Annotated in this window: 19 protein-coding genes and 1 pseudogene; 2 read left to right on the top strand and 18 right to left on the bottom strand. The window is 46.9% G+C overall.

What is annotated here, in order from left to right; genetic code table 11:
- Positions 1–28: 28 nt before the first annotated feature.
- The gene (gene mtaB / locus DXC01_RS02395; RefSeq protein ID WP_118698129.1) at positions 29–1,360 is read right to left on the bottom strand and encodes a tRNA (N(6)-L-threonylcarbamoyladenosine(37)-C(2))-methylthiotransferase MtaB; all 1,332 of its coding nucleotides are present in this window, start codon (positions 1,358–1,360) and stop codon (positions 29–31) included.
- 296 nt (positions 1,361–1,656) lie between these two features.
- On the opposite strand from mtaB, the gene DXC01_RS02390 reads away from it, so the two are divergent.
- Positions 1,657–1,893, top strand: a complete 237-nt coding sequence (locus DXC01_RS02390; protein WP_118698128.1) for an HPr family phosphocarrier protein — start codon at positions 1,657–1,659, stop codon at positions 1,891–1,893.
- Between the two features lie 92 nt (positions 1,894–1,985).
- Here the strand turns inward: DXC01_RS02390 and thiI are convergent, their stop codons facing one another.
- The 17 genes and pseudogenes from thiI to DXC01_RS02300 form a co-directional block, all read right to left on the bottom strand.
- Positions 1,986–3,167, bottom strand: coding sequence for a tRNA uracil 4-sulfurtransferase ThiI (gene thiI / locus DXC01_RS02385; RefSeq protein WP_022213534.1), 1,182 nt, complete (start codon positions 3,165–3,167; stop codon positions 1,986–1,988).
- A gap of 14 nt (positions 3,168–3,181) precedes the next feature.
- A complete protein-coding gene (locus DXC01_RS02380) occupies positions 3,182–4,336 on the bottom strand; it encodes a cysteine desulfurase family protein (RefSeq protein ID WP_022213535.1) in 1,155 nt (384 codons plus the stop codon).
- Between the two features lie 27 nt (positions 4,337–4,363).
- Positions 4,364–5,107 carry a 16S rRNA (uracil(1498)-N(3))-methyltransferase gene (locus DXC01_RS02375; RefSeq protein ID WP_118698127.1) on the bottom strand — a complete coding sequence of 248 codons (744 nt, stop codon included), beginning with the start codon at positions 5,105–5,107 and terminating at the stop codon, positions 4,364–4,366.
- Positions 5,108–5,111: 4 nt separating this feature from the next.
- Complete coding sequence (prmA, locus tag DXC01_RS02370) at positions 5,112–6,065, bottom strand: 50S ribosomal protein L11 methyltransferase (RefSeq protein WP_022213537.1); 954 nt, start codon at positions 6,063–6,065, stop codon at positions 5,112–5,114.
- A gap of 149 nt (positions 6,066–6,214) precedes the next feature.
- Positions 6,215–7,399 (bottom strand): molecular chaperone DnaJ, encoded by a 1,185-nt coding sequence (dnaJ, locus tag DXC01_RS02365; RefSeq protein ID WP_022213538.1) that lies wholly within the window; start codon positions 7,397–7,399, stop codon positions 6,215–6,217.
- A gap of 129 nt (positions 7,400–7,528) precedes the next feature.
- Positions 7,529–9,400 (bottom strand): molecular chaperone DnaK, encoded by a 1,872-nt coding sequence (gene dnaK / locus DXC01_RS02360; RefSeq protein ID WP_118698126.1) that lies wholly within the window; start codon positions 9,398–9,400, stop codon positions 7,529–7,531.
- Between the two features lie 39 nt (positions 9,401–9,439).
- Positions 9,440–10,072, bottom strand: coding sequence for a nucleotide exchange factor GrpE (gene grpE / locus DXC01_RS02355; protein ID WP_022214190.1), 633 nt, complete (start codon positions 10,070–10,072; stop codon positions 9,440–9,442).
- Between the two features lie 29 nt (positions 10,073–10,101).
- On the bottom strand, positions 10,102–11,154 hold the full coding sequence (gene hrcA / locus DXC01_RS02350; protein WP_022214189.1) for a heat-inducible transcriptional repressor HrcA: 1,053 nt from the start codon (positions 11,152–11,154) through the stop codon (positions 10,102–10,104).
- Positions 11,155–11,396: 242 nt separating this feature from the next.
- Positions 11,397–12,554, bottom strand: coding sequence for a pyridoxal phosphate-dependent aminotransferase (locus DXC01_RS02345; protein WP_118698125.1), 1,158 nt, complete (start codon positions 12,552–12,554; stop codon positions 11,397–11,399).
- A gap of 93 nt (positions 12,555–12,647) precedes the next feature.
- Positions 12,648–14,648 (bottom strand): excinuclease ABC subunit UvrB, encoded by a 2,001-nt coding sequence (gene uvrB, locus DXC01_RS02340; RefSeq protein WP_118698124.1) that lies wholly within the window; start codon positions 14,646–14,648, stop codon positions 12,648–12,650.
- A 256-nt stretch (positions 14,649–14,904) separates the two neighbouring features.
- A pseudogene (locus DXC01_RS02330) lies at positions 14,905–15,042 on the bottom strand (nucleotidyltransferase domain-containing protein); the annotation flags it as partial.
- Positions 15,043–15,169: 127 nt separating this feature from the next.
- Positions 15,170–16,681 carry a CoA-transferase gene (locus DXC01_RS02325; protein WP_118698122.1) on the bottom strand — a complete coding sequence of 504 codons (1,512 nt, stop codon included), beginning with the start codon at positions 16,679–16,681 and terminating at the stop codon, positions 15,170–15,172.
- Positions 16,682–16,683: 2 nt separating this feature from the next.
- Positions 16,684–18,285 (bottom strand): amidohydrolase, encoded by a 1,602-nt coding sequence (locus DXC01_RS02320; RefSeq protein ID WP_118698121.1) that lies wholly within the window; start codon positions 18,283–18,285, stop codon positions 16,684–16,686.
- A gap of 35 nt (positions 18,286–18,320) precedes the next feature.
- Entirely contained in the window at positions 18,321–19,772 is a 1,452-nt protein-coding gene (locus DXC01_RS02315) for an alanine/glycine:cation symporter family protein (RefSeq protein WP_118698120.1), read from the bottom strand.
- Between the two features lie 229 nt (positions 19,773–20,001).
- On the bottom strand, positions 20,002–21,816 hold the full coding sequence (locus DXC01_RS02310) for a Na/Pi cotransporter family protein (protein WP_118698119.1): 1,815 nt from the start codon (positions 21,814–21,816) through the stop codon (positions 20,002–20,004).
- A 210-nt stretch (positions 21,817–22,026) separates the two neighbouring features.
- Positions 22,027–22,146, bottom strand: coding sequence for a diguanylate cyclase (locus DXC01_RS21410; RefSeq protein WP_118698177.1), 120 nt, complete (start codon positions 22,144–22,146; stop codon positions 22,027–22,029).
- 33 nt (positions 22,147–22,179) lie between these two features.
- Positions 22,180–22,494: a hypothetical protein gene (locus DXC01_RS02300; protein ID WP_118698118.1), complete on the bottom strand. Its 315-nt coding sequence runs from the start codon at positions 22,492–22,494 to the stop codon at positions 22,180–22,182.
- A gap of 193 nt (positions 22,495–22,687) precedes the next feature.
- On the opposite strand from DXC01_RS02300, the gene DXC01_RS02295 reads away from it, so the two are divergent.
- The gene (locus DXC01_RS02295) at positions 22,688–24,838 is read left to right on the top strand and encodes a SulP family inorganic anion transporter (protein WP_118698117.1); all 2,151 of its coding nucleotides are present in this window, start codon (positions 22,688–22,690) and stop codon (positions 24,836–24,838) included.
- The last annotated feature ends 43 nt before the right edge of the window (positions 24,839–24,881 follow it).

The raw sequence follows: 24,881 nt of genomic DNA, 5'->3' as shown, positions 1-24,881 counted from the left end.
ACGTCCTTAATAAGATTTCTTTTTTATTTTAATATAAATCTTCACAAATTGCAAGAAGCACATGCTCATCTGCAAAATCAACTGCTTTTGCCTTTACGAGATCGTTGACTTTGTGTGCATCTGTCTTCTCGATGACTGCACGTACATATTCTTTGCTGTGTGCCATAAAATAGGTTTTACCGCCGATCTCCACTTCTTCTTCAAGGAGCAGCTCCAGAGTCCTGCCGATCATGGCGGTTTCGTATTCTTTTGCACGAATCTCATGCAGTTTCAGCATTTTTTCACTTCGCTGTGCCTTGACTGCTTCTGTAAGCTGTCCATCCATAGCTGCGGCTTTGGTTCCCTGTCTTCTGGAATATTTAAAAATATGTGTCTCGTAGAAATGAATATTTTTTACAAATTCATAAGAATCTTCGAAATCTTCCTCTGTCTCCATCGGGAAGCCTACGATCACATCTGTTGTCAGTGCCGGTGCCGGATAAAATCTGCGGATCAGTTCGCATTTCTCTGCATATTCCGGTGCGCTGTATCTGCGGTTCATATTCTTGAGGGTCCTGTCACAACCACTCTGCAGGGAAAGATGGAAATGCGGGCACACCTTCGGGAGAGCGGAGATCCCCTCCATGAATTCTTCTGTAATGATACGCGGCTCCAGTGATCCCAGACGGATCCGGGCAATCCCATCCACTTCATGTACTGCCTGGATCAGTGACAGGAGGCTTTCTCTTTCTTCCTTCGGGAAATCCAGTCCATAGGAGCTCAGATGGATCCCGGTAAGAACAACTTCTTTGTAACCTCTTGCTGCAAGAGTACGTACTTCCTCAAGGACCTCTGCGATCTTTCTGCTGCGTACACGGCCTCTTGCATAAGGGATGATGCAGTAAGTACAGAACTGGTTGCATCCGTCCTGAACTTTGATATAGGCACGCACATGTTCTGCAGTGTAACCGATGGAAAGGTCCTCGTATTCCTTTGTCTTGTTGATCTCGATGACTTTTACCTTCTTGGCATGTTCTTTTTCGTATTCCTCGAGAGCTTCTACGATCTGTTTTTTCTGGTTGTTTCCAAGGATCAGGTCCACAGCACTGTCCGCCTCCAGTTTCTGTGTATCTGTCTGGACATAACATCCTGTTGCCACGACAATGGCATCCGGATTCATTTTTTTTGCTTTGTGGAGCATCTGTCTGGATTTACGGTCTGCGATATTGGTGACTGTGCAGGTATTGATCAGATAAATATCCGCCCCTTCTTCAAAAGGAACGATCTCATATCCTGCTTTTTCCAGAAGCTGCTGCATGGCCTCTACTTCGTATGCATTTACTTTGCAGCCCAGGTTGTGAAGGGCAACTTTTTTACTCATATTTTACCTCGATCATTCTTTTAGTTGTTTTATTTTTTCAGACTTTGTTATGTTTTTCATTGAAATTTCATTATATTTTCCCTTGACTTTTTCAGGGGGTACAGGTAAGATTACTCTTGAAAGAGTTACTGTTCACTTTGTTCACAGTAACTTGGCCAAAATGCATTCCACATCACCTTCGGTGATAGCATTTTGCCCTGTATGTCTCGGGATTTTGCCATATCCATGGCAAAACACCTCGCGGGATACTACCGGTGAGCAGTTACTTTACTAATAATAAAGGAGGATTTATCATAATGAAAACATTAAAGATTTCTCTGAACTCAATCGATAAAGTGAAGGCATTTGTGAACGAGATCAGCAAATTCGACTGCGATTTTGATCTGGTTTCCGGAAGATATGTGATCGATGCCAAATCTATCATGGGTATCTTCAGTCTGGATCTTTCCAAACCGATCAACCTGAACATCCACGCAGAGGGAAGTACTCTCGATACAATCCTGGCTGTTGTTGAGCCATATGTTATTGAGTGATTCTGCATCGTGCCGGTTTCTGACCGGACATACCAGATTTTAAAACAGCTTCATTGTGTGACCACATATGAAGCTGTTTTTATTTTGCTTTTTTACTGGATTTCGATGATTTCTGTTGTGGCCAGTGCTTCTTCCATCAGCTGGTCGATCTTCTCGTTCAGTTTCTCCTCGGATCTGCGGATCACTTTGAGGTTTGGTTTTGTTACAGGATGTTTTGCAACAAAAATCGTACAGCAGTCTTCAAACGGCTGGATAGAAGTCTCGAATGTGTTGATCTTTCTGGAAATCTGAACGATCTCCTCCTTGTCAAATCCGATAACCGGACGGTATACAGGAAGCTCGCATGCCTCATCTGTTGCAGCAAGACTCTGTAAAGTCTGGCTCGCTACCTGTCCAATGCTCTCTCCTGTGATCAGACCAAGGCATTTATCCTTGCGTGCAAAATGCTCTGCGATACGCATCATGTAACGGCGCATGATGATCGTCAGTTCTTCATGCGGGCACTGATCGTAAATATAAAGCTGGATATCTGTAAAATTGACCACGTGCAGACGGATCGGTCCGCTGTAGCGTGCTACCAGTTTTGCAAGATCTACAACTTTCTGTTTTGCACGCTCGCTGGTGTACGGCGGAGCGTGGAAATAAACGGCTTCGATCTTGACACCACGTTTTGCGATCATGTATCCGGCAACAGGGCTGTCGATACCGCCGGAAAGAAGGAGCATTGCCTTGCCGTTTGTTCCGATCGGCATTCCTCCCGGTCCTGGAAGAGTCTCGGAATATACATAGATCTTGTCACGGATCTCTACGGACAGTGTCATTTCCGGATGATGTACATCTACAGATGCCTCCGGGAATGCATCCAGGATCTTTTCTCCGATTCCTGCGCTGACTTCCATGGAAGTGATCGGGTAGGATTTCTTGGCTCTTCTTGTGTAGACTTTGAAGCTTCCGGCATATCCCGGGTATCTTGCTTCCATATAAGATACGACATCTTTTGCCATCTGGTCAAATCCCTGATCTTCGTAGATCACGACCGGGCTGATACCTACGATACCAAATACTCGCTGCAGAGCCTCCACAGCCTCGTCAAAATCATATTTCTCCGGACAGAACACGTATACACGGCCCTGTTCCTTGGTTACTGTAAATTCGCCTTCTACCGGCTCCAGAGCCAGTTTCATCTGCTTTACAAGGGCATCTTCAAAAAGATATCTGTTTTTTCCCTTGATGGCGATCTCTGCATATTTGATCAAAAATGCATGAAATATCATACTGTTCCTCCTGATTATTTTCTTGAATATCGTCTGAGCATCGGAACCAGAGTTTTCATGGTTTCCAGGAAATAGTCTGCTTCTTCGATGGTATTTTCTTCACAGAAACTTAAGCGGACGGTGCTTTCGATCTGGTCCTTGGACATTCCCATGGCACTTAAAGTTGCGCTTGGTTTTCTCTTGTGGCTGGAGCATGCGCTTCCTGCGGAAATGTAGATTCCCTTATCTTCCAGGGAATGAAGCAGGACTTCGCTTCGAACGCCCATCACGCTGATACTTAAGATCTGCGGTGCGCCCTCACGGAGCGGCATTCCGTTGATGCGGATGTCTTCGATCTGGGAAAGTCCCTCGGCAATGTGCTCTTTGAGCTGATACATATGCTCTACATTCTCATCCAGATTCTTGTAAATCTGTCCGGCTGCCACACCAAGTCCGGCGATCCCAGGTACGTTGTCGGTTCCTGAACGCATGCCGCTCTGCTGACCGCCGCCAAGGATCTGCGGGATGATCTTGACTTTCTCATTGATGTACAGGAAACCGATTCCTTTCGGCCCGTGGATCTTGTGTCCACTGACTGCGAGAAGGTCGATCCCCATTTTTTTCGGATAGATACGGTATTTGCCGAATCCCTGGATCGCATCCACGTGATAGAGCGCCCTCGGGCTCTTTTCATGGACCATCCTGGCGATCTCCTCGACCGGCATCACTGCACCGACTTCGTTATTTACAAGCATGGTAGATACCATGATCGTGTCTGGTCTCAGAACGGCTTCCAGTGCTTCCATCTTCACTCTGCCCTGTGCGTCTACCGGGAGGTAGGTGATCTCAAATCCCTGCTCCTGAAGGTACAGTGCCGGCTGGCTGACCGCCGCATGCTCTACAGATGTGATGATGATGTGGTTTCCGTTTCGTTTGTTTGCCATTGCACCACCAATGAGTGCAAGGTTGTCAGACTCTGTACCACCGGAAGTAAACAGGATCTCTTTTTCCTGTACTTTCAGGATTCCGGCGATCGTCTTTGTTGCTTCTTTTACATATTTCTCCGCATCTACACCCTTGAGATGCATGGCAGATGGATTTCCGAAGTCCTCTGTCATGGTCTTTACTACGATGTCTTTGACGGAATCGTAGCATCTGGTGGTGGCGGAATTATCAAAATAAACTTCCATAATTTCCTCTTTATTATTGTATCCGTATTAATTTTCAAGCTGGAACATGAGAACAGACAGGATCGCAAGTCCTGCTGTCTCTGTGCGGAGGATCCGTCGTCCGAGGGTGATCGGCTTCGCTCCTCCTTCGATCGCAGCTTTTACTTCTTTTTCTTCGAAACCGCCCTCCGGTCCGATGAAGATCCCGATGGACTGTCCCGGTTCTATCGCCGCAAGGATTTCCTTTGTCTCTGGCATTCCCTTTGCAAGTTCATAAGGGATCAGGCGGATATCCATGGATTCCGCGTATTTCAGAGCTTCTTTAAAGCTGATGACATCATGTACATGCGGGATCAGCATTCGCTTGGACTGCTTCGCCGCGCTCTCTGCAATCTGCTGCCAGCGGTCGACTTTTTTGGCGGCCTTTTTGCCATCCAGTTTGACGACACAGCGTCTGGTCTCCACCGGAATGACTTCGTATGCGCCAAGCTCGACTGCTTTCTGTATGATCAGTTCCATCTTATCCGCTTTCGGCAGGCCCTGGAACAGATAAATCCTGCTTGGGAGCTCATAATCCGGCTCCTGAGAATAAATGATGTGAAGGAGCACCTCGTCCGGCTCAAAAGCCTCGATCGTACAGCGGTATTCACATTTGCCGCCGTCGCTGATCCACAGTTCCTCTCCCTGTTTCATACGAAGGACATTGGCGATATGGTTCACATCGGTCCCTGTGATATGGATCTGGTGCGCTTCCTCATCAATCTGATGCGGTTCTACAAAAAATCTCTGCATGAGATCAGTCCTTTCTTGCAGTTACGCAGACCCATTCGCCCTGCTTTGTAACTTCTACCAGAGTAAGACCGGCTTTCTCTACTGCTTCTCTGACAACTTCTTCCTTGACATCAAGGATTCCGGAAGTGATGTAGTATGCACCTTTTTTCATCTGATGAACGATAACCGGGGTCAGCGGAACGAGAACATCTGCAAGGATGTTTGCAGCTACGATATCGTATCTCTCATATCCGACTTCATTCTGTACTTCAACGTCATCGATGATGTTTCCGATCATCATATCAAAAGAATCATCTTCAATCTGGTTTGCTTCTTTGTTATCCTGTACAGCAGAAACTGCACATGGATCAAGGTCTGTTCCGACAACATGTCCTGCACCGAGTTTGAGGGCTGTGATTCCAAGGATTCCGCTTCCTGTTCCTACATCGAGGATCTCTGCGCCGCGGGTCACATATTTCTTGAGCTGACGGATCACGAGCTGTGTTGTCTCGTGCATACCGGTTCCAAATGCTGTACCCGGGTCAATGTGAAGGATCATTTTGTCCTTATCTTCTTCTTTGACTTCTTCCCAGGATGGAACGATCAGGATATCATCTACATAGAACTGATGGAAAAATTCTTTCCAGTTGTTGATCCAGTCCTTATCTTCTGTCTCGGATTCTTCGATCGTGCCTTCTCCGATGTCCATGAAAGTACGCAGTTCTTCCAGTGCGTTTCTTACATCACGAAGAATGCTCTCCTTGTCGGCATCTTCTTCCAGATAAAAATTCAGATATGCGATCCCGTCATCTGCCGGTCCTTCCGGCATGATATCAACGAACATCTGAGCTTTATCTTCTTCTGTGAGCGGCTGATGGTCCTGGATCTCAGCACCCTCTACGCCGATCTCTGCCAGTGTGCAGATGATCATGTCCTCTGCTTCTGTTTTTGTTTTAATGGTAAAACGATTCCACTTCATATATTTTAATCTCCTGTCTATTATATGCGACAATTTTACGATACTTACGGATTGTTCCGCAGCAAGCTTTTGTTCTTTTAACCCTGGTATCTAATATACATGAAACCACAAAAAAAGAAAAGAGGGAAACCCTCTTTTCCTTAAACTTTTTAGTCCTCAAAAGTTTCTTTGAGTTTATCCATAAAACTCTTTTTCTTCTTTTCGGATTTCTCGGAACCGCCTTTTTTCTCATCGAGGTTGACGTTTCCGCAGGCTTCGTCGAACTTGCGGAGTGCTTCTTTGGCTTCCTCATTGAGTTTGGTCGGAACCTGAACGATCAGGGTAACGTAGTGGTCACCACGGACATTCTTGTTTCTCAGGGATGGAACACCCTTACCCTTGAGACGGATACGTGTGTCGGTCTGTGTTCCTGGTTTTACTTCGTATACAACGTCACCATCAACAGTATTTATATGGATCTCACCACCCAGTGCTGCCTGTGCATAAGTCAGCGGTGCGGTAGAGAAGATATTCATATCCTGTCTCTGGAAGATCGGGTGACGTGCTACATTTACTTCTACGAGAAGGTCGCCTCTCGGTCCGCCATTGGTTCCTGGTTCACCCTTATCACGGATACGGATGCTCTGTCCGTTGTCGATACCGGCCGGGATGGAAACCTGGATCTTCTTACGTGCGGAAGTATATCCTGTTCCATGGCAGGCACTGCATTTATCCTTGATGATCTTACCAGATCCGTTACAGTCCGGACAGGTCTGTACATTACGGACCATACCAAACATGGACTGCTGTGTATAGACGATCTGACCTTCTCCTTTACATTTCGGACAGGTAGTTGGCTGTGTTCCTGGTTTTGCTCCTGTTCCATGACAGGTGGTACATTCGTCCTTAAGCACGATCTCCAGTTCTTTGTCACAGCCGAATACAGCTTCTTCAAAAGTAATATTTACACGGGCACGTAAATTGGCACCTTTCATCGGTCCGTTGTTGGCACGGCGTCTTCCGCCGCCTCCAAACAGATCTCCGAAAATGTCTCCAAAAATATCTCCCATATCTGCGCCATCGAAACCGCCAAATCCACCGTAGCCGCCGGCTCCACCGCCGCCCTGCTCAAATGCAGCGTGACCAAACTGGTCGTACTGTCTACGTTTGTCTGCATCACTTAAGACACTGTATGCTTCTGTTGCTTCTTTGAATTTGGCCTCTGCTTCTTTATCTCCCGGGTTTACGTCCGGGTGATATTTCTTGGCTAATTTTCGGTATGCGCTCTTCAGTTCTGATTCACTGGCAGTCTTGCTGACACCCAGGACCTCATAGTAATCTCTTTTATCAGCCATCTTTTCTCTTTCCTATATGTGTTATTAGTTTTATTTTTCTTATATCCAAGATGCCTCCCGCGCAGACGGAATGTGTGCGCCGGAGGCTTATTGTTTTTACTTTACTGTCTGGTTCTCAGTAACTTTTATTTAGACTTCTTTGTAGTCAGCGTCTACAACATCATCGCCATAGCCTGCTTCATTTCCACCCTGAGCTGCGCCTGCTCCCGGGTTCGGACCAGCCTGGCCGCCTGCCTGCTGTGTCTGCTCATACATTTTAGCGAAAAGCTTCTGAGCACTTTCCATCATCTTTTCCTGAGCTGCTTTGATGTCTGCGATCTGAGCATCTGTCAGTTCTGCGTTTGCTGTCTGAGCAAGCAGATCTTTGAGTGCGTTCAGGTCTGTCTCAACTGCTGCTTTGTCGTTAGCGTCGATCTTGTCGCCAGCTTCTTTGAGTGCATTCTCAACCTGGAATACCATGGAGTCTGCGTTGTTTCTTGTGTCGATTCCCTCTTTACGTTTCTTATCCTGAGCTTCGAACTCAGCAGCTTCTTTGACTGCTTTGTCGATCTCGGAATCAGACATGTTGGAACCTGCTGTGATTGTGATGTGCTGCTCTTTACCTGTTCCAAGGTCCTTAGCAGATACATTTACGATACCGTTGGCATCGATATCAAATGTAACCTCGATCTGCGGAACACCACGACGTGCTGGCGGGATTCCATCCAGACGGAACTGTCCGAGGGATTTGTTGTCTTTTGCGAACTGACGCTCACCCTGTACAACGTTGATATCTACAGCTGTCTGGTTGTCTGCTGCTGTGGAGAAGATCTGGCTCTTCTTGGTCGGGATTGTTGTATTTCTCTCGATCAGACGAGTTGCGATACCACCCATTGTCTCGATGGACAGTGACAGCGGAGTAACATCCAGAAGAAGGATATCGCCGGCACCTGCATCACCTGCAAGTTTACCACCCTGTACGGAAGCACCAAGTGCAACACATTCATCCGGGTTCAGGGATTTGCTTGGCTCTTTGCCTGTGAGCTGTTTTACTTTGTCCTGTACAGCCGGGATACGTGTAGATCCACCTACCAGAAGTACCTGACCAAGTTCGGAAGCTGTGATTCCTGCATCAGACAGTGCACGGCGAACCGGCTCTGCTGTCTTCTCTACCAGGTCATGTGTCAGCTCATCGAATTTAGCTCTTGTAAGGTTCATATCGAAATGCTTCGGTCCTTCTGCTGTTGCAGTGATGAACGGAAGGTTGATGTTTGTTGTTGTTGCGGAAGAAAGTTCTTTTTTAGCTTTCTCTGCTGCTTCTTTCAGTCTCTGAAGAGCCATCTTATCTGCACTTAAGTCTACGCCTTCTGCTTTCTTGAATTCCTCGATCATCCAGTCTGTAATTTTCTGGTCGAAGTCATCACCACCAAGACGGTTGTTACCAGCTGTGGAAAGAACTTCGATGACACCATCACCGATCTCGATAACGGATACATCGAATGTACCACCACCTAAGTCGTAAACCATGATCTTCTGCTCTTTCTCGTTGTCAAGACCATATGCAAGAGCTGCTGCTGTAGGCTCGTTGATGATACGTTTTACATCAAGACCTGCGATCTTACCAGCATCTTTGGTTGCCTGACGCTGAGCATCGTTGAAGTAAGCCGGAACTGTGATAACTGCTTCTGAAACAGTTTCTCCAAGGTATCCTTCTGCGTCTTTTTTCAGTTTCTGAAGGATCATAGCGGAGATTTCCTGCGGAGAATATTTCTTCTCGTCGATAGTTACACGGTAATCTGTACCCATCTCTCTCTTGATTGAGGAGATTGTTCTGTCAGCGTTTGTTACTGCCTGACGTTTTGCAGGCTCACCTACAAGACGTTCTCCTGTTTTTGTGAAAGCAACTACGGATGGTGTTGTTCTTGCACCTTCTGTATTAGCGATAACGGTCGGCTGTCCACCTTCCATTACGGCTACACAACTGTTTGTTGTACCTAAGTCAATACCAATGATTTTTCCCATGATAAATTCCTCCTGATAAATATCTAAATATATGAAATATTAATTAGCCACTTTAACCATGCTGTGACGAACTACGAATCCTTTATAGGTGTAACCTTTCTGAAGTTCCTCTACAACAATGTTCTCTCCGACAGATTCATCCTCCACATGCATGACTGCGTTGTGGAAATCTGGATTGAATTCCTTGCCGACTGCTTCGATCGGTTCTACTCCCATGCCTTCCATTGTGGTGGTAAGCTGTTTGTAGATCTTCTCCATTCCATCAGCAAACGGATCATCCTGTGGTGCCTGTGCAAGTCCTCTCTCAAAATTATCCACAACCGGAAGGATCTTCTCGATGATGTCCTTTGCTCCGATCACATACATGCTGGATTTCTCTTTCTCCGTACGTTTACGGAAGTTATCGAACTCAGCCATGTTACGTTTCAGTCTGTCTGTCAGTTCTTCGATCTGCTGTTCTAATTTATTGTCTTTTTTCTTCTTGCCGAAGAAAGATGTTTTGGATTTGGTTTCTTTATCGTCGTCTGCCTCAGGGGCTTTCTCCGCTTCTGCGTCCTGTCCTGCCGTTGCTTCCGGCGATTCTTCTGTCGGCTCGTTCACAGTTTCTGTTTCCGGAATGTCTTTCTCTGTTTCTTCCTGCTCATTTGCCGTGTTTTTATTTTCTTCTGACACCTTTGTTTTACCGCCTTTCTGCCTGGCTGCTAGCCGTCTTCATTGCTTTTATTTTTTATGAAAACCTGATCAAGTTCGACCTTGAGGGTCTTCAAGCTGTTTACTACATTCTCGTAATCCATTCGCTTCGGTCCTACAATACCGATCGTTCCATGCATTCCCTCTCCCAGTTCATAGGTTGCGGTTACAACGCTGCAATCCTTCATGGTCGAGATCGGAAGTTCGTCTCCGATGTACACCTGAACTCCGGTATTGTCATCTGCCATCCGCTCCTTGACCAGATCTACCAGCTGCTGCTTCTCCTCGAAAGTGGAGATCAGTCCGGTTGCTCTCGTCGTATCCGATAACTCCGGATACTTGAAGAAGTTCGTGGCTCCTGACGTATAGATTTCCATGTCGTCCTCATCCACATGAATCGTAGCTGCCACTGCATCCAGCACCTTGGCCACCAGCTTACTGTGAATACCTGCCTGTTCCTTAAGTCTGGCGATCATTCCAAGATTGATATCCTGGATCGGCAGTCCGTTCAGATTGGTATTCAGAAGCAGGTTCAGCTTCAGGATCGTCTCATCGTCCATCTCTTCATCCAGATCGATGATCTGATTTCGGATGACGTTGCCTTCGCATACAACAACTGCTACCAGCTGCAATTCATTGACACGGGATAACTGAATAAATTTCAGTTTGCTTCCGCTGTACTGAGGAACCGAAACCATCGTTGCGTAATTGGTGTTCGAGGCGAGGACACGTGCTACATTCTTAAGCACTTTCTCCATCTTATCTGTCTTCTCGATCATCAGATTACGGATCTCTGCAATCTCGTCTTCCTTCTCCCGCATCAGTTCATCCACATAAAGCCTGTAGCCCTTATCAGAAGGTATTCTTCCTGCCGATGTATGTGGCTGAACGATATATCCCATGTCTGTCAGATCAGACATCTCGTTCCGGATTGTTGCTGAGCTGACATTCAGATCCTTGTCCTTGGAAATCGTCCTGGATCCTACTGGTTCGCCTGTCTCCATGTATGTCCTGATGATCGCCTTGAGAATCCGTTTCTTACGATCTGTCAGTTGTTCATCCATGTTCCCAGCTCCTTTCCGTTTAGTCTGTTAGCACTCATCATTAAGGAGTGCTAACATCTATAGTGTTAAGATAGCACTGTCGTTATTATTTGTCAACAGATAATTACGAATTTTTTGAAAAAAACATAAAAATCACAGTTCCGACACAGATAGGGAAACTCCGACAATTCTGGCAGGACCTTCTCTGTGTTCGACACTGTGATTCTCTTAATCTTCCTGTATTATGATATATCTGTTTTACTTTACAGACCGCTTCTGCGGATCGCTTCTACTACTTCTTTGATCTTCTCCGGAGGGAGTACCAGTGCGAAACGTACATATCCTTCTCCGTGCGGGCCAAAGCTTGCTCCTGGTGTCACGATGACGCCGGCTTTTTCCATCAGTTCCATACAGAATGCCATGCTGTCTGTACGTCCTCCCGGGATCCTTGCCCAGACGAACATCGTTCCCTTGCCATTTGGAAGGTCCCAGCCGATCTCGCGGAGACCATTGCAGAGTGCATCCCTTCTCTCCTGATACATCTGGCACTGCTCCTGAACGCTTTCAAGAGGTCCTTTGAGTGCCGCGATCGCTGCTTTCTGGATCGGAAGGAACATTCCGAAATCAATCTGGCTTCTGAGTTTGCGGAGTGCCGCGATCACATCCGGGCGGCCTACGAGAAAACTGATCCTTGCGCCTGTTACATTAAAGGACTTGGAAAGGCTGAAGAATTCTACGCCAATCTCCTTTGCTCCTTCTGTTGCAAGGAAACTTCCACCATGTGCTCCGTCAAAGATGATGTCGCTGTATGCATTGTCATGGATGATCAGAATGTCATATTTCTTCGCAAATGCTATAATTTCTTCGTAAAGTCCCGGTGTGGCAATGCTTCCTACCGGGTTGGATGGCAGAGAAACTACCATGTATTTGGCTTTGCGTGCTACTTCCTCCGGGATATCCTTTACATATGGAAGAAAATCGTGCTCTGCGACGAGCGGATAGTAGTATGGCTCTGCTCCTGCCATCAGGCTGCCTGCGGCAAATACCGGATAACATGGGTCTGGAAGAAGGACAACATCTCCCTCATCGCAGAGTGCCATTCCAAGATGTCCCATTCCTTCCTGGCTGCCGTAAACGGTCATGACCATGTCCGGTGTCAGCTCTACGTCAAAACGTTTCTTATAATAGTCACAGACTGCTTCCAGAAGTTCCGGAAGATCCCTGAGACTGTATTTCCAGTTATTGTCATCCATGGCCGCCTCTGCCAGAGCTTTCTTGATGTGTTCCGGTGTTTTGAAGTCCGGCGTTCCCACACTCATATTATAAATTTTCATGCCCTGTGCTTCCAGTTCCATACGTCTGTTATTCAGGGCTGCAAAGATTTCTTCTCCAAATCTGTCTAATCTCTTGGAAAACTGCATATCGATTTACCTCTTTCGTTTCTGTTCAGGCATCATACCTGCCGTTCGTTCTATTGTAGCACTCTCTCCATTACTGTACAAGAGTAAAGTACACTAGTCATCCAATTCTTCCAGATTTTTCTTAAGTTCGATCATCTTGTCACGGAGTTCTGCTGCCTGTTCGAAGTTCAGACTTGCTGCTGCCTCGCGCATCTGCTTCTCAACTTTGGTGATCAGCCTGGTAAGTTCTTTGCGGTTCATGGACTCCGGATCTTTCTTGAGTTTCGCTTCAGTCTCGGCAACTGCCTTGGAAACTGTGATCAGGTCGCGGACTGCTTTCTTAATTGTGGTCGGCGTGATTCCATGTTCTTTGTTGTAGGCTTCCTGGATGCTTCTTCTTCGCTCGGTCTCCTGAATGGCTTTTCGCATGGAATCGGTCATGACGTCCGCATACATGATAACGTGGCCTTCGCTGTTTCGGGCGGCTCGGCCGATCGTCTGGATCAGAGAAACTTCTGAACGGAGAAAACCTTCTTTGTCTGCATCGAGGATTGCAACCAGTGTGATCTCCGGGATGTCAAGACCTTCTCGGAGAAGGTTGATCCCGACAAGTACGTCAAAGACATCCAGTCGCATATCGCGGATGATCTCTGCACGTTCCAGCGTGTCAATGTCAGAGTGGAGGTAGCGGACGCGGATTCCTACATCCTTCATGTATTCCGTCAGGTCTTCTGCCATTCGTTTAGTCAGAGTCGTGATCAGGATCTTGTGGCCCTTGTCCACTTCTTTGTTTACTTCGCTGATCAGATCGTCGATCTGTCCTTCGACCGGGCGGACTTCTACCTTCGGATCGAGAAGTCCTGTCGGACGGATGATCTGTTCTGCACGGAGAAGTTCGTGCTCTGCCTCATACTGTCCCGGTGTTGCAGAGACAAACAGGACCTGGTCGAGTTTGTTTTCGAACTCATCGAAGCTTAACGGGCGGTTGTCCTTGGCAGATGGCAGGCGGAAACCGTAGTCGACAAGCGTCTGCTTACGGCTTTGGTCTCCGGCGTACATTCCACCGACCTGAGAGACTGTTTTGTGGGACTCATCTATAATAAGAAGAAAATCATCCTTAAAGTAGTCCATCAGGGTATATGGCGGCTGGCCCGGTGCAAGCCCGGTAAGGTGTCTCGAGTAGTTCTCGATTCCGGAACAGAAGCCGGTTTCTTTCATCATTTCTACATCGAAGTTGGTACGCTCGGCGATACGCTGCGCTTCAATCAGCTTATCCTCGCTCTTGAAATAGGAAACCTGTTCTTTCATTTCTTCCAGGATCGCATCGGCTGCTTTCTGGATTTTTTCCTGTGGAACAACGTAATGGGATGCAGGGAAAATCGCAGCGTGCTTCAGTTCATTGCGGATCTCACCTGTCAGAACATCTACTTCTGTGATGCGGTCAATCTCATCTCCGAAGAATTCTACGCGGATCGCACGGTCTGAGTAGTTGGCAGGAAAAATCTCCAGCACATCGCCCCGCACGCGAAAAGTACCTCGATGGAAATCCATCTCGTTGCGGTTATACTGGATATCGATCAGTTCTTTGATCACATCATCCCTGTCCTTCTCCATCCCCGGGCGCAGAGAGATCATCATATCAAAAAATTCTTCCGGTGCACCCAGACCGTAGATGCAGGATACAGAGGAAACCACTATGACGTCTTTGCGCTCGCAGAGTGCCGCCGTTGCAGAGAGGCGGAGCTTATCGATCTCGTCGTTAGTGGAAGCGTCCTTTGCTATATAGGTGTCGGTAGATGGGACGTATGCTTCTGGCTGGTAGTAATCATAATAGGAGACAAAGTATTCTACTGCGTTCTCAGGGAAGAATTCCTTCATCTCGCCGTAAAGCTGCGCTGCCAGTGTTTTATTGTGCGCAAGTACCAGGGTTGGTTTGTTGAGCCGGGCGATGACATTCGCCATCGTGAAGGTCTTACCGGAGCCGGTGACACCAAGCAAAGTCTCGAACTGGTTGCCTTCCTTGAAGCCCTTGACTAGCTGCTCGATTGCCTGCGGCTGATCGCCGGTGGGGTGATATTCGGAGTGTAGTTTGAAGATTTGTTGTGAATTTTGCACAAAAGCACCTCCTGGTTGTATGTTGAAAAAGTTCAATGCTATTCTTTTTGCAATTCTATTGCATTTGTGTTTCCAAATATTTCTCACATAAATGATTATTTAGAAGAGATGGCAAAGACCATCTACGACTATTGGTTTGTGCAGTTTGAGTTTCCTGATGGAAACGGAAATCCATATAAAACTTCAGGTGGAGCCTTATTATACAATGAAGTTCTCAAAAAAGAGATTCCATTTCTTCACTTTTTGCAATAGGTTTGATATCCACATCAGAATCCGAACGGAAGTCACCCCTTGCATAAGAACCATAAAGGATTATCTGGCGTACATGAGAGCCATAAATCTTTTTGATAGCCTCCACATATTCTTCAATTAAATCCTGCATAAGCTTAGACATACATCTCACCTCACTTCTCATCTACCTCAATTGTGTCCATCATTGCTATTTTTAGTATATCATTTCACATAAAAGAAGTACAGAACAAGCGAATATTTGTTCTGTACTTTTTATAAGTTCTATTCTATCAGACCTCCACCTCAAACGGCAGCCGATCGAGGATGTCTTTCTGCATATCCACTCCCGGGTAGACTTCGATCAATTTCAGGCCTTTGGGGGTGAGGCGGAAGACGCAGCGTTCTGTTACGTAGAGGACTTTCTGGCCGTTTTCGATCGCGCGTTTTGCGGAGAAGCTGATGCTTGAGACGTTCTCTACAAATTTAGGGATCTCGCCTTCTTTGTGGATGGTTACGACACCCTTTTCCTGGGTGACTTCCAGACCTTTGGCGTTGAAAGTCATGCAGAAAACTACGGTTGGGGTCTTGGCTGTGATATTGGCAAAGCCACCGATGCCTGCAAAGGCCCCTGTTCCTCTGTGGGCATTGATATTTCCGTAACGGTCTGCCTCCAAACCGCCCATAAAGCAGATATCCAGCCCACCGTTGTCATACAGGTCAAACTGGTTTGCCATATCATAAACGGAAGCGGCACCAATCATTGCCCCAAATGCTTCGCCCGAAACAGGAAATCCCCCGATTCCTCCGGACTCCACCGTGAGCGTGATCATATCGAGCATCCCACTCTTTCGCGCATATCTGGATACCATTTCCGGAATTCCGATTCCTATGTTTACAATATCATCCACTCGCAGCTCTTTAGCGGCTCTTTTTCCTATGATATTTGCCGGAACGTTGTTTTTACGCTGCTTCTGGGAGAGGTCATTGATCTTCTCATTCCAGGTATGCCATTCTTTGTACGGGATCTCAAAACTTCCGGTAAGTGCCGTGTATGCTTCATTTCGCTCCTCCGGCTCTGCCACAACGATCGCATCGACCAGACAACCCGGAATGATGGCGTTACGCGGACGGGACGGCGTGTCTACGAGACGATCCACCTGTACGATGACCTTTCCACGGTTTGCTTTGACCGCCTGACAGATGGACAGTGCGTCGCCGGACATGAACATATCATCAAAGGTGATATTTCCTTTTCTGTCTGCAGCAGTTCCCTTGATCATGGCAATCGTGATCTTTGGAAGTTTATAATAAAGAAATTCATCCCCATCCACTTCCACATGCTTCACCAGTGAATCATCGATGGAAATTCTGTTGATCCCCGGTCCTTCTCTCCTCGGATCAACAAAAATATCCAGTCCGACTTTGGACAAAGCTCCCGGAAGACCGCCTGCCTGTGCACGGATTGCATGAGAAATACACCCAAGCGGCAGATTATACGCCTCAAATCTGTCCTCCAGCACCAGTTTTTTGGTGCTCATCATCGCGCCAAAATGACCGCAGATCAGCTTGTCCACCGCACCTTCCCGAATATATCCTTCCGCATTATGTTCGTCATCCCAGACACCAAATCCGGCACTGGATACGATCGTCAGATGCGTCGGCGACTGCATTTTCTGATATCTTCGGTATAATGCCTCGTGGAGTTCAGTCGGGTTTTCGATCCCTACAAATGAATTCACGCAGATACAGTCCCCGTCCCGGATCAGACGGATGGCTTCATCTGCATTCATGATCTCATACATACTTATTTCCTCTCAAATACGGTCTCGCCGCCAAGGATCGTCATATCCACCTTCGTGGTCTTGATCTCATCCGGGTCGATCTCATAGAGGTCTTTCTCAAGCACAACAAAATCCGCGTTCTTTCCAGTCTCGATCGTACCGTTCTCATCCCCTGTGTACGACGCATAAGCAGCATATTTTGTAAAAAGTTTCACTGCCTCATCTACTGTCAGGCGTTCCGACGGGATCCAGCCCTCTTTCGGCTCGCCGTTTATATTCTTGCGGGTCACGGCAAAATAGATGTTTTCCATTGCATCGAAACTTACCACCGGTGCATCAGAGCCGCCGGATGCATGGATGCCGAGATCCAGCATGGTCTTCCATGCATAAATACCTTCCATACGATGTGTTCCGATCGCCGGTTCTACGGTATTCATATCAAGATCGACAAATACAGGCTGAATGTATGCCAGAATGTCGTTTTCTTTCATTGCTCGCAGGATCCGCGGGTTTGTGATCTGACAGTGGACGATTCCATGTCTGCCCTTGGCGTTATCCTTACGGTATGGAGATTTCGCGATCGCCTCGATCACCATATCCATCGCACGGTCGCCAATGCAGTGTACTGCCGCCTGCATCTGATGCTGGTCAAAAAATGCGAACAGCTCATCCAGTTCTTCCTGCGTGAAGATAATGTTCCCGCAGTTTCCAGGGCTGTCCTCATATGGCTCGTTCATCGCTGCAGTTCTCGCACCAAGAGAACCATCCTGAATGAGCTTCATCGGCCCGATCGTAAAATGATCGCCCCTCTGACCAGTACGATATCCCTCTTCCACAAATGCCTTGGCGTCATCAAAACGCTCAAACAGGCACTGCTCATAATGGCGGACATTCAGCTCGCCTCTCGCATCCAGTGCTTTGTAGGCATTCATGATACGCTTCCAGTTTTTGCCCGGAAGTGCTGCGAGGTCGTCAGACTGTACACCGGTAAAGCCGCATTCGTTCAGTTTTTTTGCGCTGTAGGTAATGTAGTTTTCTACTTCTTTCTGTGACGGGGTGTCAAGCAGAGAATAGTAAAACTGTACAGCATTTTCCTTGATCAGACCTGTTTCCAGATCAACATCCTTCTCGATCTCAGAGAACTGCGGAATCGTCTTAAGCAGTTCCAAACCGCGGCTGTTGCAGACACCTACATGTCCACAGACTCTGACCATGATGATCGGGATTTCTTTGGACAGGGCATCCAGCTCATCCTTGTGCGGATATCTCGGCTCCGCAAAATGTTCTTCGTTCCATCCTCGGCAGTAAAGCCAGGTCAGCGGTTTGCCCGCATGCTCCTCGATACGCTTCTTCGCTGCGTCCAGCATTTCTTCCACGCTGGTGCAGTCAAACAGTTTGACGGAACGCTCTACAAATGCATAATGCAGCATGTGCAGATGCGTGTCCACAAATCCCGGAAGAAGCAGTCTGTCGCCAAGGTCAACTTTTTCTTCACAGGCGATCTTCTCTGCCTCTTCGTTGGTTCCTACAAAAACAATTTTGCCATTTTCCACGCCAACCGCTTCTGCTACGTGGCCGGCATCATCTAATGTACGGATTCGTCCGTTAAAAAAAATCTTATCCACTGCTTCTTCATCCTTTATGAATTATTTCTGATAAATCATTTGTTTTCTTTTGCCTTTTTATCTTCGTAGAAAAGTGCAAGATCTTTGTCTACCTCTCCAATTCCCATGTAACGTGCCTTGTAATCCTTAAGCAGTTTGATAAAGGTTCCGCTTAAGAGAAACAGAGTCGCTACGTTTACGAATGTCGGGAATACGGTCGTGAAATCTGCGATCACCCAGAGCTGTGCCGGTGTTCCGTTTCCATAGAGAGTCAGTACAGTTACAAGCAGCCCCCATAACGGAGTTCCGAAAATAAATACTTTTTCTGCAACCTTGAGGACTTTCTGATTTCCCTTGAGCCAGTGTTTCAGGATGACACTGTAGTATGTAAACCATCCTGTAGAAGTGGTCAGACCAAACAGGAAGATGCTGAGTGCGATCAGTGCACGTGCCACAGAGCCCATGCCGGATTCAAATGCAGTCAGAGTAAGTTCGGAACCCTGAAGTCCTGAATTCCAGTAACCTGTCACGATAACAACAAGTCCTGTCATAGAGCAGACAACGATGGTATCTGCAAATACTTCAAATGCTCCCATCAGACCCTGTTTTACCGGGTGGTCTGTCTTCGCGGAAGCGTGGATCATCGGAGAAGTTCCCCATCCAGCCTCATTGCTGTATACAGAACGGGCAAAACCAAGACGCATACAGGTTGCGACACCAGCTCCCAAAAATCCACCAACAGCAGCCTGTGTGGTAAATGCACCTTTGAAGATCATACCAAATGCTGCCGGCAGCTGTTCAAAGTTTGTGAGCAGGATAAAAAGTGATCCCAGGATATAAAGCAGACACATGATCGGTGTCATATAAGAGGAGATCACGCCGACCTTCTTTACACCGCCAATGATGATCACATAGATTGCAAGTACGTACAACAGAGACGGTACGATGTATGGAAGTTTGAAGGTACTTCCAACTGCCTCAGATACCGTATAGTTCTGAAGAGTGATAAACCATGTCATAAAGATACATCCACCGAATAATACCGCAAAGATCTTCCAGAACGGAAGTTTCTTCTCATCGCCCAGACCTTTCTGCATATAGTAGGTCGGTCCGCCGAGATATTCGCCGTTTGGCTGTTTTTCTCTGTAGTAGACAGCCAGAGTTACCTCTGTCATTTTGATGACCATGGCAAGAAGTGCAGCAACCCACAGCCAGAACAGTGCACCAGGACCTCCTGTTGCGATCGCGGTTGCAACACCGGACATATTGGATACACCAACGGTTCCTCCAATCGCGATGGAAATCGCCTGAAATGGCGTCAGACTCTTGCCGTCGTCTCCACCTTCCTCACGACGTTCTTTGCTGAACATATTTTTGATGATATGTCCAAAGTGACGGAACTGGAAAAATCCGGAGCGGATCGTCAGATAGATTCCTGTTACCAGAATTGTGATCAATAATGGCAGCCCCCATAACCAGTTTGTTAAGTTTTCGAATAATGCAAACATTCCCTCTCTCCTTTTCTTTTGTTTTGCATAAAAATGCATTGCCCCTCATTTTTATTCGTCTCAGTATAGCATATACTTTTCTTTATTTCTACGCTAAAGCGGCATTTTTCTAAAATATTTTTAGATATATACAAAAAAACACAGAGCAGTCTGCGAAACTGCTCTGTACTTGATTATTATTGTAAAGCCACCGGGGACACTCAAAAAGCCGGCAAACACCGCCCCGTGGTCACTCCACTTCTTCCGGCTCCATGCTCACTACATGATCCCCGCCATTGACAGCATCAATGTCATATTTCTGTCTGTATTCATTGAAATAAGAATAATACTCCATTGTGTCAGTCGGATAGACCTTGGAATCGTGGATGTGAAGATCCGGGTCTTCTTCTCCACTCTTCATCAGCGCCATCATTGCACTTGCGCTGTGGGCTGCAATACGTCCGAAACTGTTAAGGATGTCATTAAATACGGTTCCCTCTTCCAGGCCGCACTCGCCCTTGCTGAGTCGTGCTACATGATGTAATTTGAGTTCATCACAGAGATTGGTGATAACTGCTCCAAGCGGTGCTACTCTCTGCGCTGCCTCTCTGTCATCCTTCATAAATGCATTGCAGGTCACATTGATCTCCTCACGGACAGCTTCCATGACGATGTTCAGCTCATCCCAGGCTGACTGAGAAAAGTTTGTATGGTTGTCATGCATCTCATTTGCCATATGTGCGATATAAGATGCGTGATCCCCGATTCGTTCAAAGTCATTGATCGTATGCAGATACAGGGAAACCTGTCTTGTCTGTGCTGTATTCATCTCACGCTTGGTGAGCTGGATCAGGTAATCACCCAGACGGCTCTCGTATTTGTCGATCAGGTCTTCCTTACGCTGAACCTTGTCGTATTTATCCTGCTGATAATCATTCAGAAGGTTCATCGCACGGTTGACATTCTTGCGGAGTTTCTTGGACATTCCGTTCATTGCACGATGGCACTGACCGATTGCAAGTGCCGGATAGTTGATCAGACGCTCCTCAAGAAGGTCAAAGTCTGCTTCGTCTTCCAGTTCTTCTGCGCTGTCTTTTACAAGCATGCATACCAGTTTCTCAAGCTTCGGAATGAACGGGAACAGTACGATAACTGTTGCCACACGGAACACTGTGTTCAGGGCAGCGATCGTTACTGGTGTCATGATCATATCCATAAATCCAAAATGTACGATCGCATTCGCGGTATAGAAGATAATGGACCACATGATAAGACCAAACAGGTCATTCATAAGATAGATGAGTGCTGTTCTCTTACCGTTCTTATTTGCACCGATCGCAGAGATCAGTACCGGACAGGCTGCGCCGACACCGATACCAAGTACGATCGGGAATGCACTTGCAAAGGTCAGGATACCTGTTACGGAAAGAGCCTGCAGCACACCGACTGTCGCAGATGCACTCTGAAGCACAGCGGTGAACAGGATACCTACTAGGATACCTGCCAGCGGGTTGGAAAACATTGTCAGCATGTCAATAAATACTTTGCTCTCTCGAAGAGGTGCAACTGCACCACTCATTGTCTGCATACCGGTCATAAGGATCGAGAAACCAAGCATGATGTTTCCGATGTTCTTATGTACAGAACGTTTGCAGAACATACGAAGGATAATACCGATGATCGCCACAACTGCTGAGATCGTTGCTGTAGAAAGGATGCTTGCGATACCGCCGGATCCCTGAATATAGGAAAGACAGAGAATCCATCCTGTGATACTGGTACCGATGTTGGCACCCATGATGATACCGATTGCCTGTTTCAGTTTCATCATACCGGAGTTTACAAAACCGATGACCATGACTGTCGTTGCCGATGAAGACTGGATGATGCTGGTAACAGCAGTTCCCAGGGCAACACCCTTGAGCGGGGTATTGGTCATGCGGTACAGAAATGCCTCCAGCTTATTGCCAGCCACCAGTTTCAGGCCATCGCCCATCAGAGACATTCCAAACAAAAATAGTGCTACTCCTGAGAGTAAAGATAAGACCATTGAAAATATTGCCATAATTTTCTCCTCTGTTGTCTTTTCGTCCTGCGTCCGTGCAGAACGGACACCTTCTGTTTTTTTACCTTTTCTTAACTTTCTTTTTATTCATTTTTTACATTGCCTTTTTTATTATGCCATACTCATGGCTCGATTACAACATTGGATTAAATTTTATACCAAAAAAAATCCTCCCGGATCTGATCCCGGAAGGACTCTTTTTGTCAAAAATCAATAAAAATCACAGCCATTTCGACCATTTTCTTTGACACGGTACAGGACCTTGTCTGCATCCTTGAAAATGCTCTCTCCTGGATTTTCTCTGTCTGCAAAGGCAACACCGACACTCAGGGAAACTGCCGGGGTACCATCCTCTGTCGAAAGCTACACATCCCGGATCTCTTCCGGCAAGGATTCCTCGGATTTACCATAGGATTCTGCAACAAGACGCATGGAATAGTACTCTGTCTTACCGGTCATTGCATACATCCGGACCTGCTCTGTAAGATAATCCGAGCCGTCCTGCAGTTCCTTGGCTGAATTCTGACACAGAATATATTCATCTGTCGTCTGCCTGAGAACCTGAAATTCTTTCTCACTGGACACAGAAACTGCTGCAAATATGACTGCAAGTACGATCGTAACAATAATACTCCAGGTACTGACCCTCTGTATTCTGATTTTTTTCGTATCTTTCATACGAGCATTTCGATTCCTTTTATTGGATTTTCCTCATTCATTATACGACAGCAGATACCTCGCATCAAATAAATAGTTGTTAAGTTTTCCTCTTAACATTTTGTTATTCAAAACAATTGACAAAAATTTATCCAGATTCTATACTGTAAAAAAATTTAAAGCAATATGTTCCATATAATAAGGAGGAAACTCTATGAACCTGCAGTTATTTGCAACCCTGAAAAATTATAATTTCAAAAATCTTCCCAGGGATATTTTTTCCGGCATTATCATTGCCGCCGTGTCGATTCCTATTTCCATGGGATATGCACAGATTTCCGGAATTCCTGCCATATACGGGCTCTATGGTTCGGTCTTTCCTATTCTGTTCTTTGCGCTTTTTTCTACCTCGAAGCAGTTTATCTTTGGCGTGGATGCCGCACCTGCTGCGATCGTAGGAAGTGCACTCTCCACCCTTGGGATCGCTGTGGAATCCCCGGATGCCATGAAATATGTTCCGATGATCGCGCTTTTTGCCGGTCTGTGGCTTCTTTTGTTTTATTTTCTGCATGCTGACCGTATTGTGGATTTTATTTCCACACCAGTCATGGGCGGGTTCATCAGTGGTATCTCGCTTACGATCATTTTTATGCAGATTCCCAAACTTATGGGAAGTTCTGCCGGTTCCGGCGAGATCCTGGAACTGCTTATACATATTTTTCACGCTGTCAGAACTATAAGCTGGCTCTCTCTTGGCATGGGGATCGGCGCGCTGCTTCTGATCCGTATTTTTAAGAAGATTTTCCCGAAGTTTCCTATGGCGATCGTGATCATGATCCTTGGAGTCCTCGCTACACGCCTTTTCCATGTTGACGAACACGGTGTCGTTCTTCTCCAGGCAGTTGAACCAGGCCTTCCATCCCTGGTCCTTCCGCAGTTTGGAGGGATCCAGCTCACACACGTTGTCGGAAGAGGTCTGATGGTCGCTGTCGTTATCATGGCAGAAACTCTCCTTGCCGAAAATAACTTTGCTTTCAAAAATGGTTACAAATTAAACGACCGCCAGGAAATCCTTGCCTGTGCTGCTGGAAACATCGCGGCCTCCGCTGTTGGCTGCTGCCCGGTAAACGGAAGTATTTCCCGTACTTCCATGAACGAACAGTACGGAGGAACCTCGCAGGCCGTTTCCCTGACCGCCGGTCTTGTCATGGCAGTCCTCCTTGCCGGTTTTACAGGTTTCATCGGCTATCTGCCGGTCCCTGTCCTGACCGCGATCGTGATCTCTGCCCTGATGGATGTCGTGGAAACGCATCTGGCGGTCCGTCTGTTCAAAGTCAGCCGCAATGAATTTTATATCTTCATGGCAGCCTGCCTGGGCGTTTTATTCCTCGGCACGATCTACGGCGTGATAATTGGAATCCTTCTTTCCTTTGTTTCCGTGATCCTCAAAGCAACCAACCCGCCGCGCTCTTTCCGAGGCATGATCCCCGGCAAAGAAGCCTACTATGACCTTCAGAGGAACCGCCACGCCTACCCGATCCGGCATGTCGTGATCTACCGTTTCAGCGAAAATCTTTTCTTTGCCAACGTAAAGATCTTTCAGGAAGACCTTGAAAACAGCATAAAAGAAGACACGAAAGTTATGATCGTGGATGCATCTTCCATCAACTCCATCGATATCACAGCCGCTGACCGTCTGGAAGCCATTGCCTCAAGCATGAAGAAAAAAGGGATCCAGTTCTACATCACGGAACATTCTTCCAATCTGAATGAGCAGATGTGCTCTCTCGGAATCGGTCATCTTATCAAGGAAGGCTGTGTCCGCAGGACTATCCTGGCCGCACTTAACGATGCCGATGTCCAGAAACCCTATGATCTGGAAATTCCGGAGACGGAGAAAAAACTGGCTCAGATCCGCAGCCAGTCCCATCTTCCTGCCGAAGAAGAGAATACACTGGAAGAATTTGCCTGGGCATTTGGCAGCAATACTGTACGGGAACTGGAAGAAGCTACTCACCAGATCATCCAGCATCTCCATCAGATGCCTGACGTTGAGAAGTTATCCGACGAAGGTCTCCGGGAGCATTTCGAAAACTGGCATGCCTTTGGTGCTCTGGACGAAGATGAGATCCTGCACCGAATTGAGCTGCATATCGATGAACTTCCAGAAGAACTGCACAAAGAACATGGACATATCCTGGAACTGATTGAGAAACGCCGAAGCCGTATCCGTGAGAAGATTCTGGAAGAACATCCGGAACTTGCTTCCAAGCTGGAGCAGAACCGCAAACGTCTGGAAGAACGCCTGGAACAGCAGAATCCGGAGGCCATGAAAAAATGGCGTGAATGGAAAAAGAAAGATTAATTACAACACAAAGAGGACTCTGCACAAAGCAAAGTCCTCTTTT

The sequence above is a fragment of the Blautia sp. OM07-19 genome, from assembly GCF_003481595.1.
GTDB classification, from domain to species: Bacteria; Bacillota; Clostridia; order Lachnospirales; family Lachnospiraceae; genus Blautia_A; species Blautia_A intestinihominis.
The sequence above is the reverse complement of the archived record's forward strand: the minus strand, read 5'-3'. Positions and strand labels throughout refer to the sequence as shown.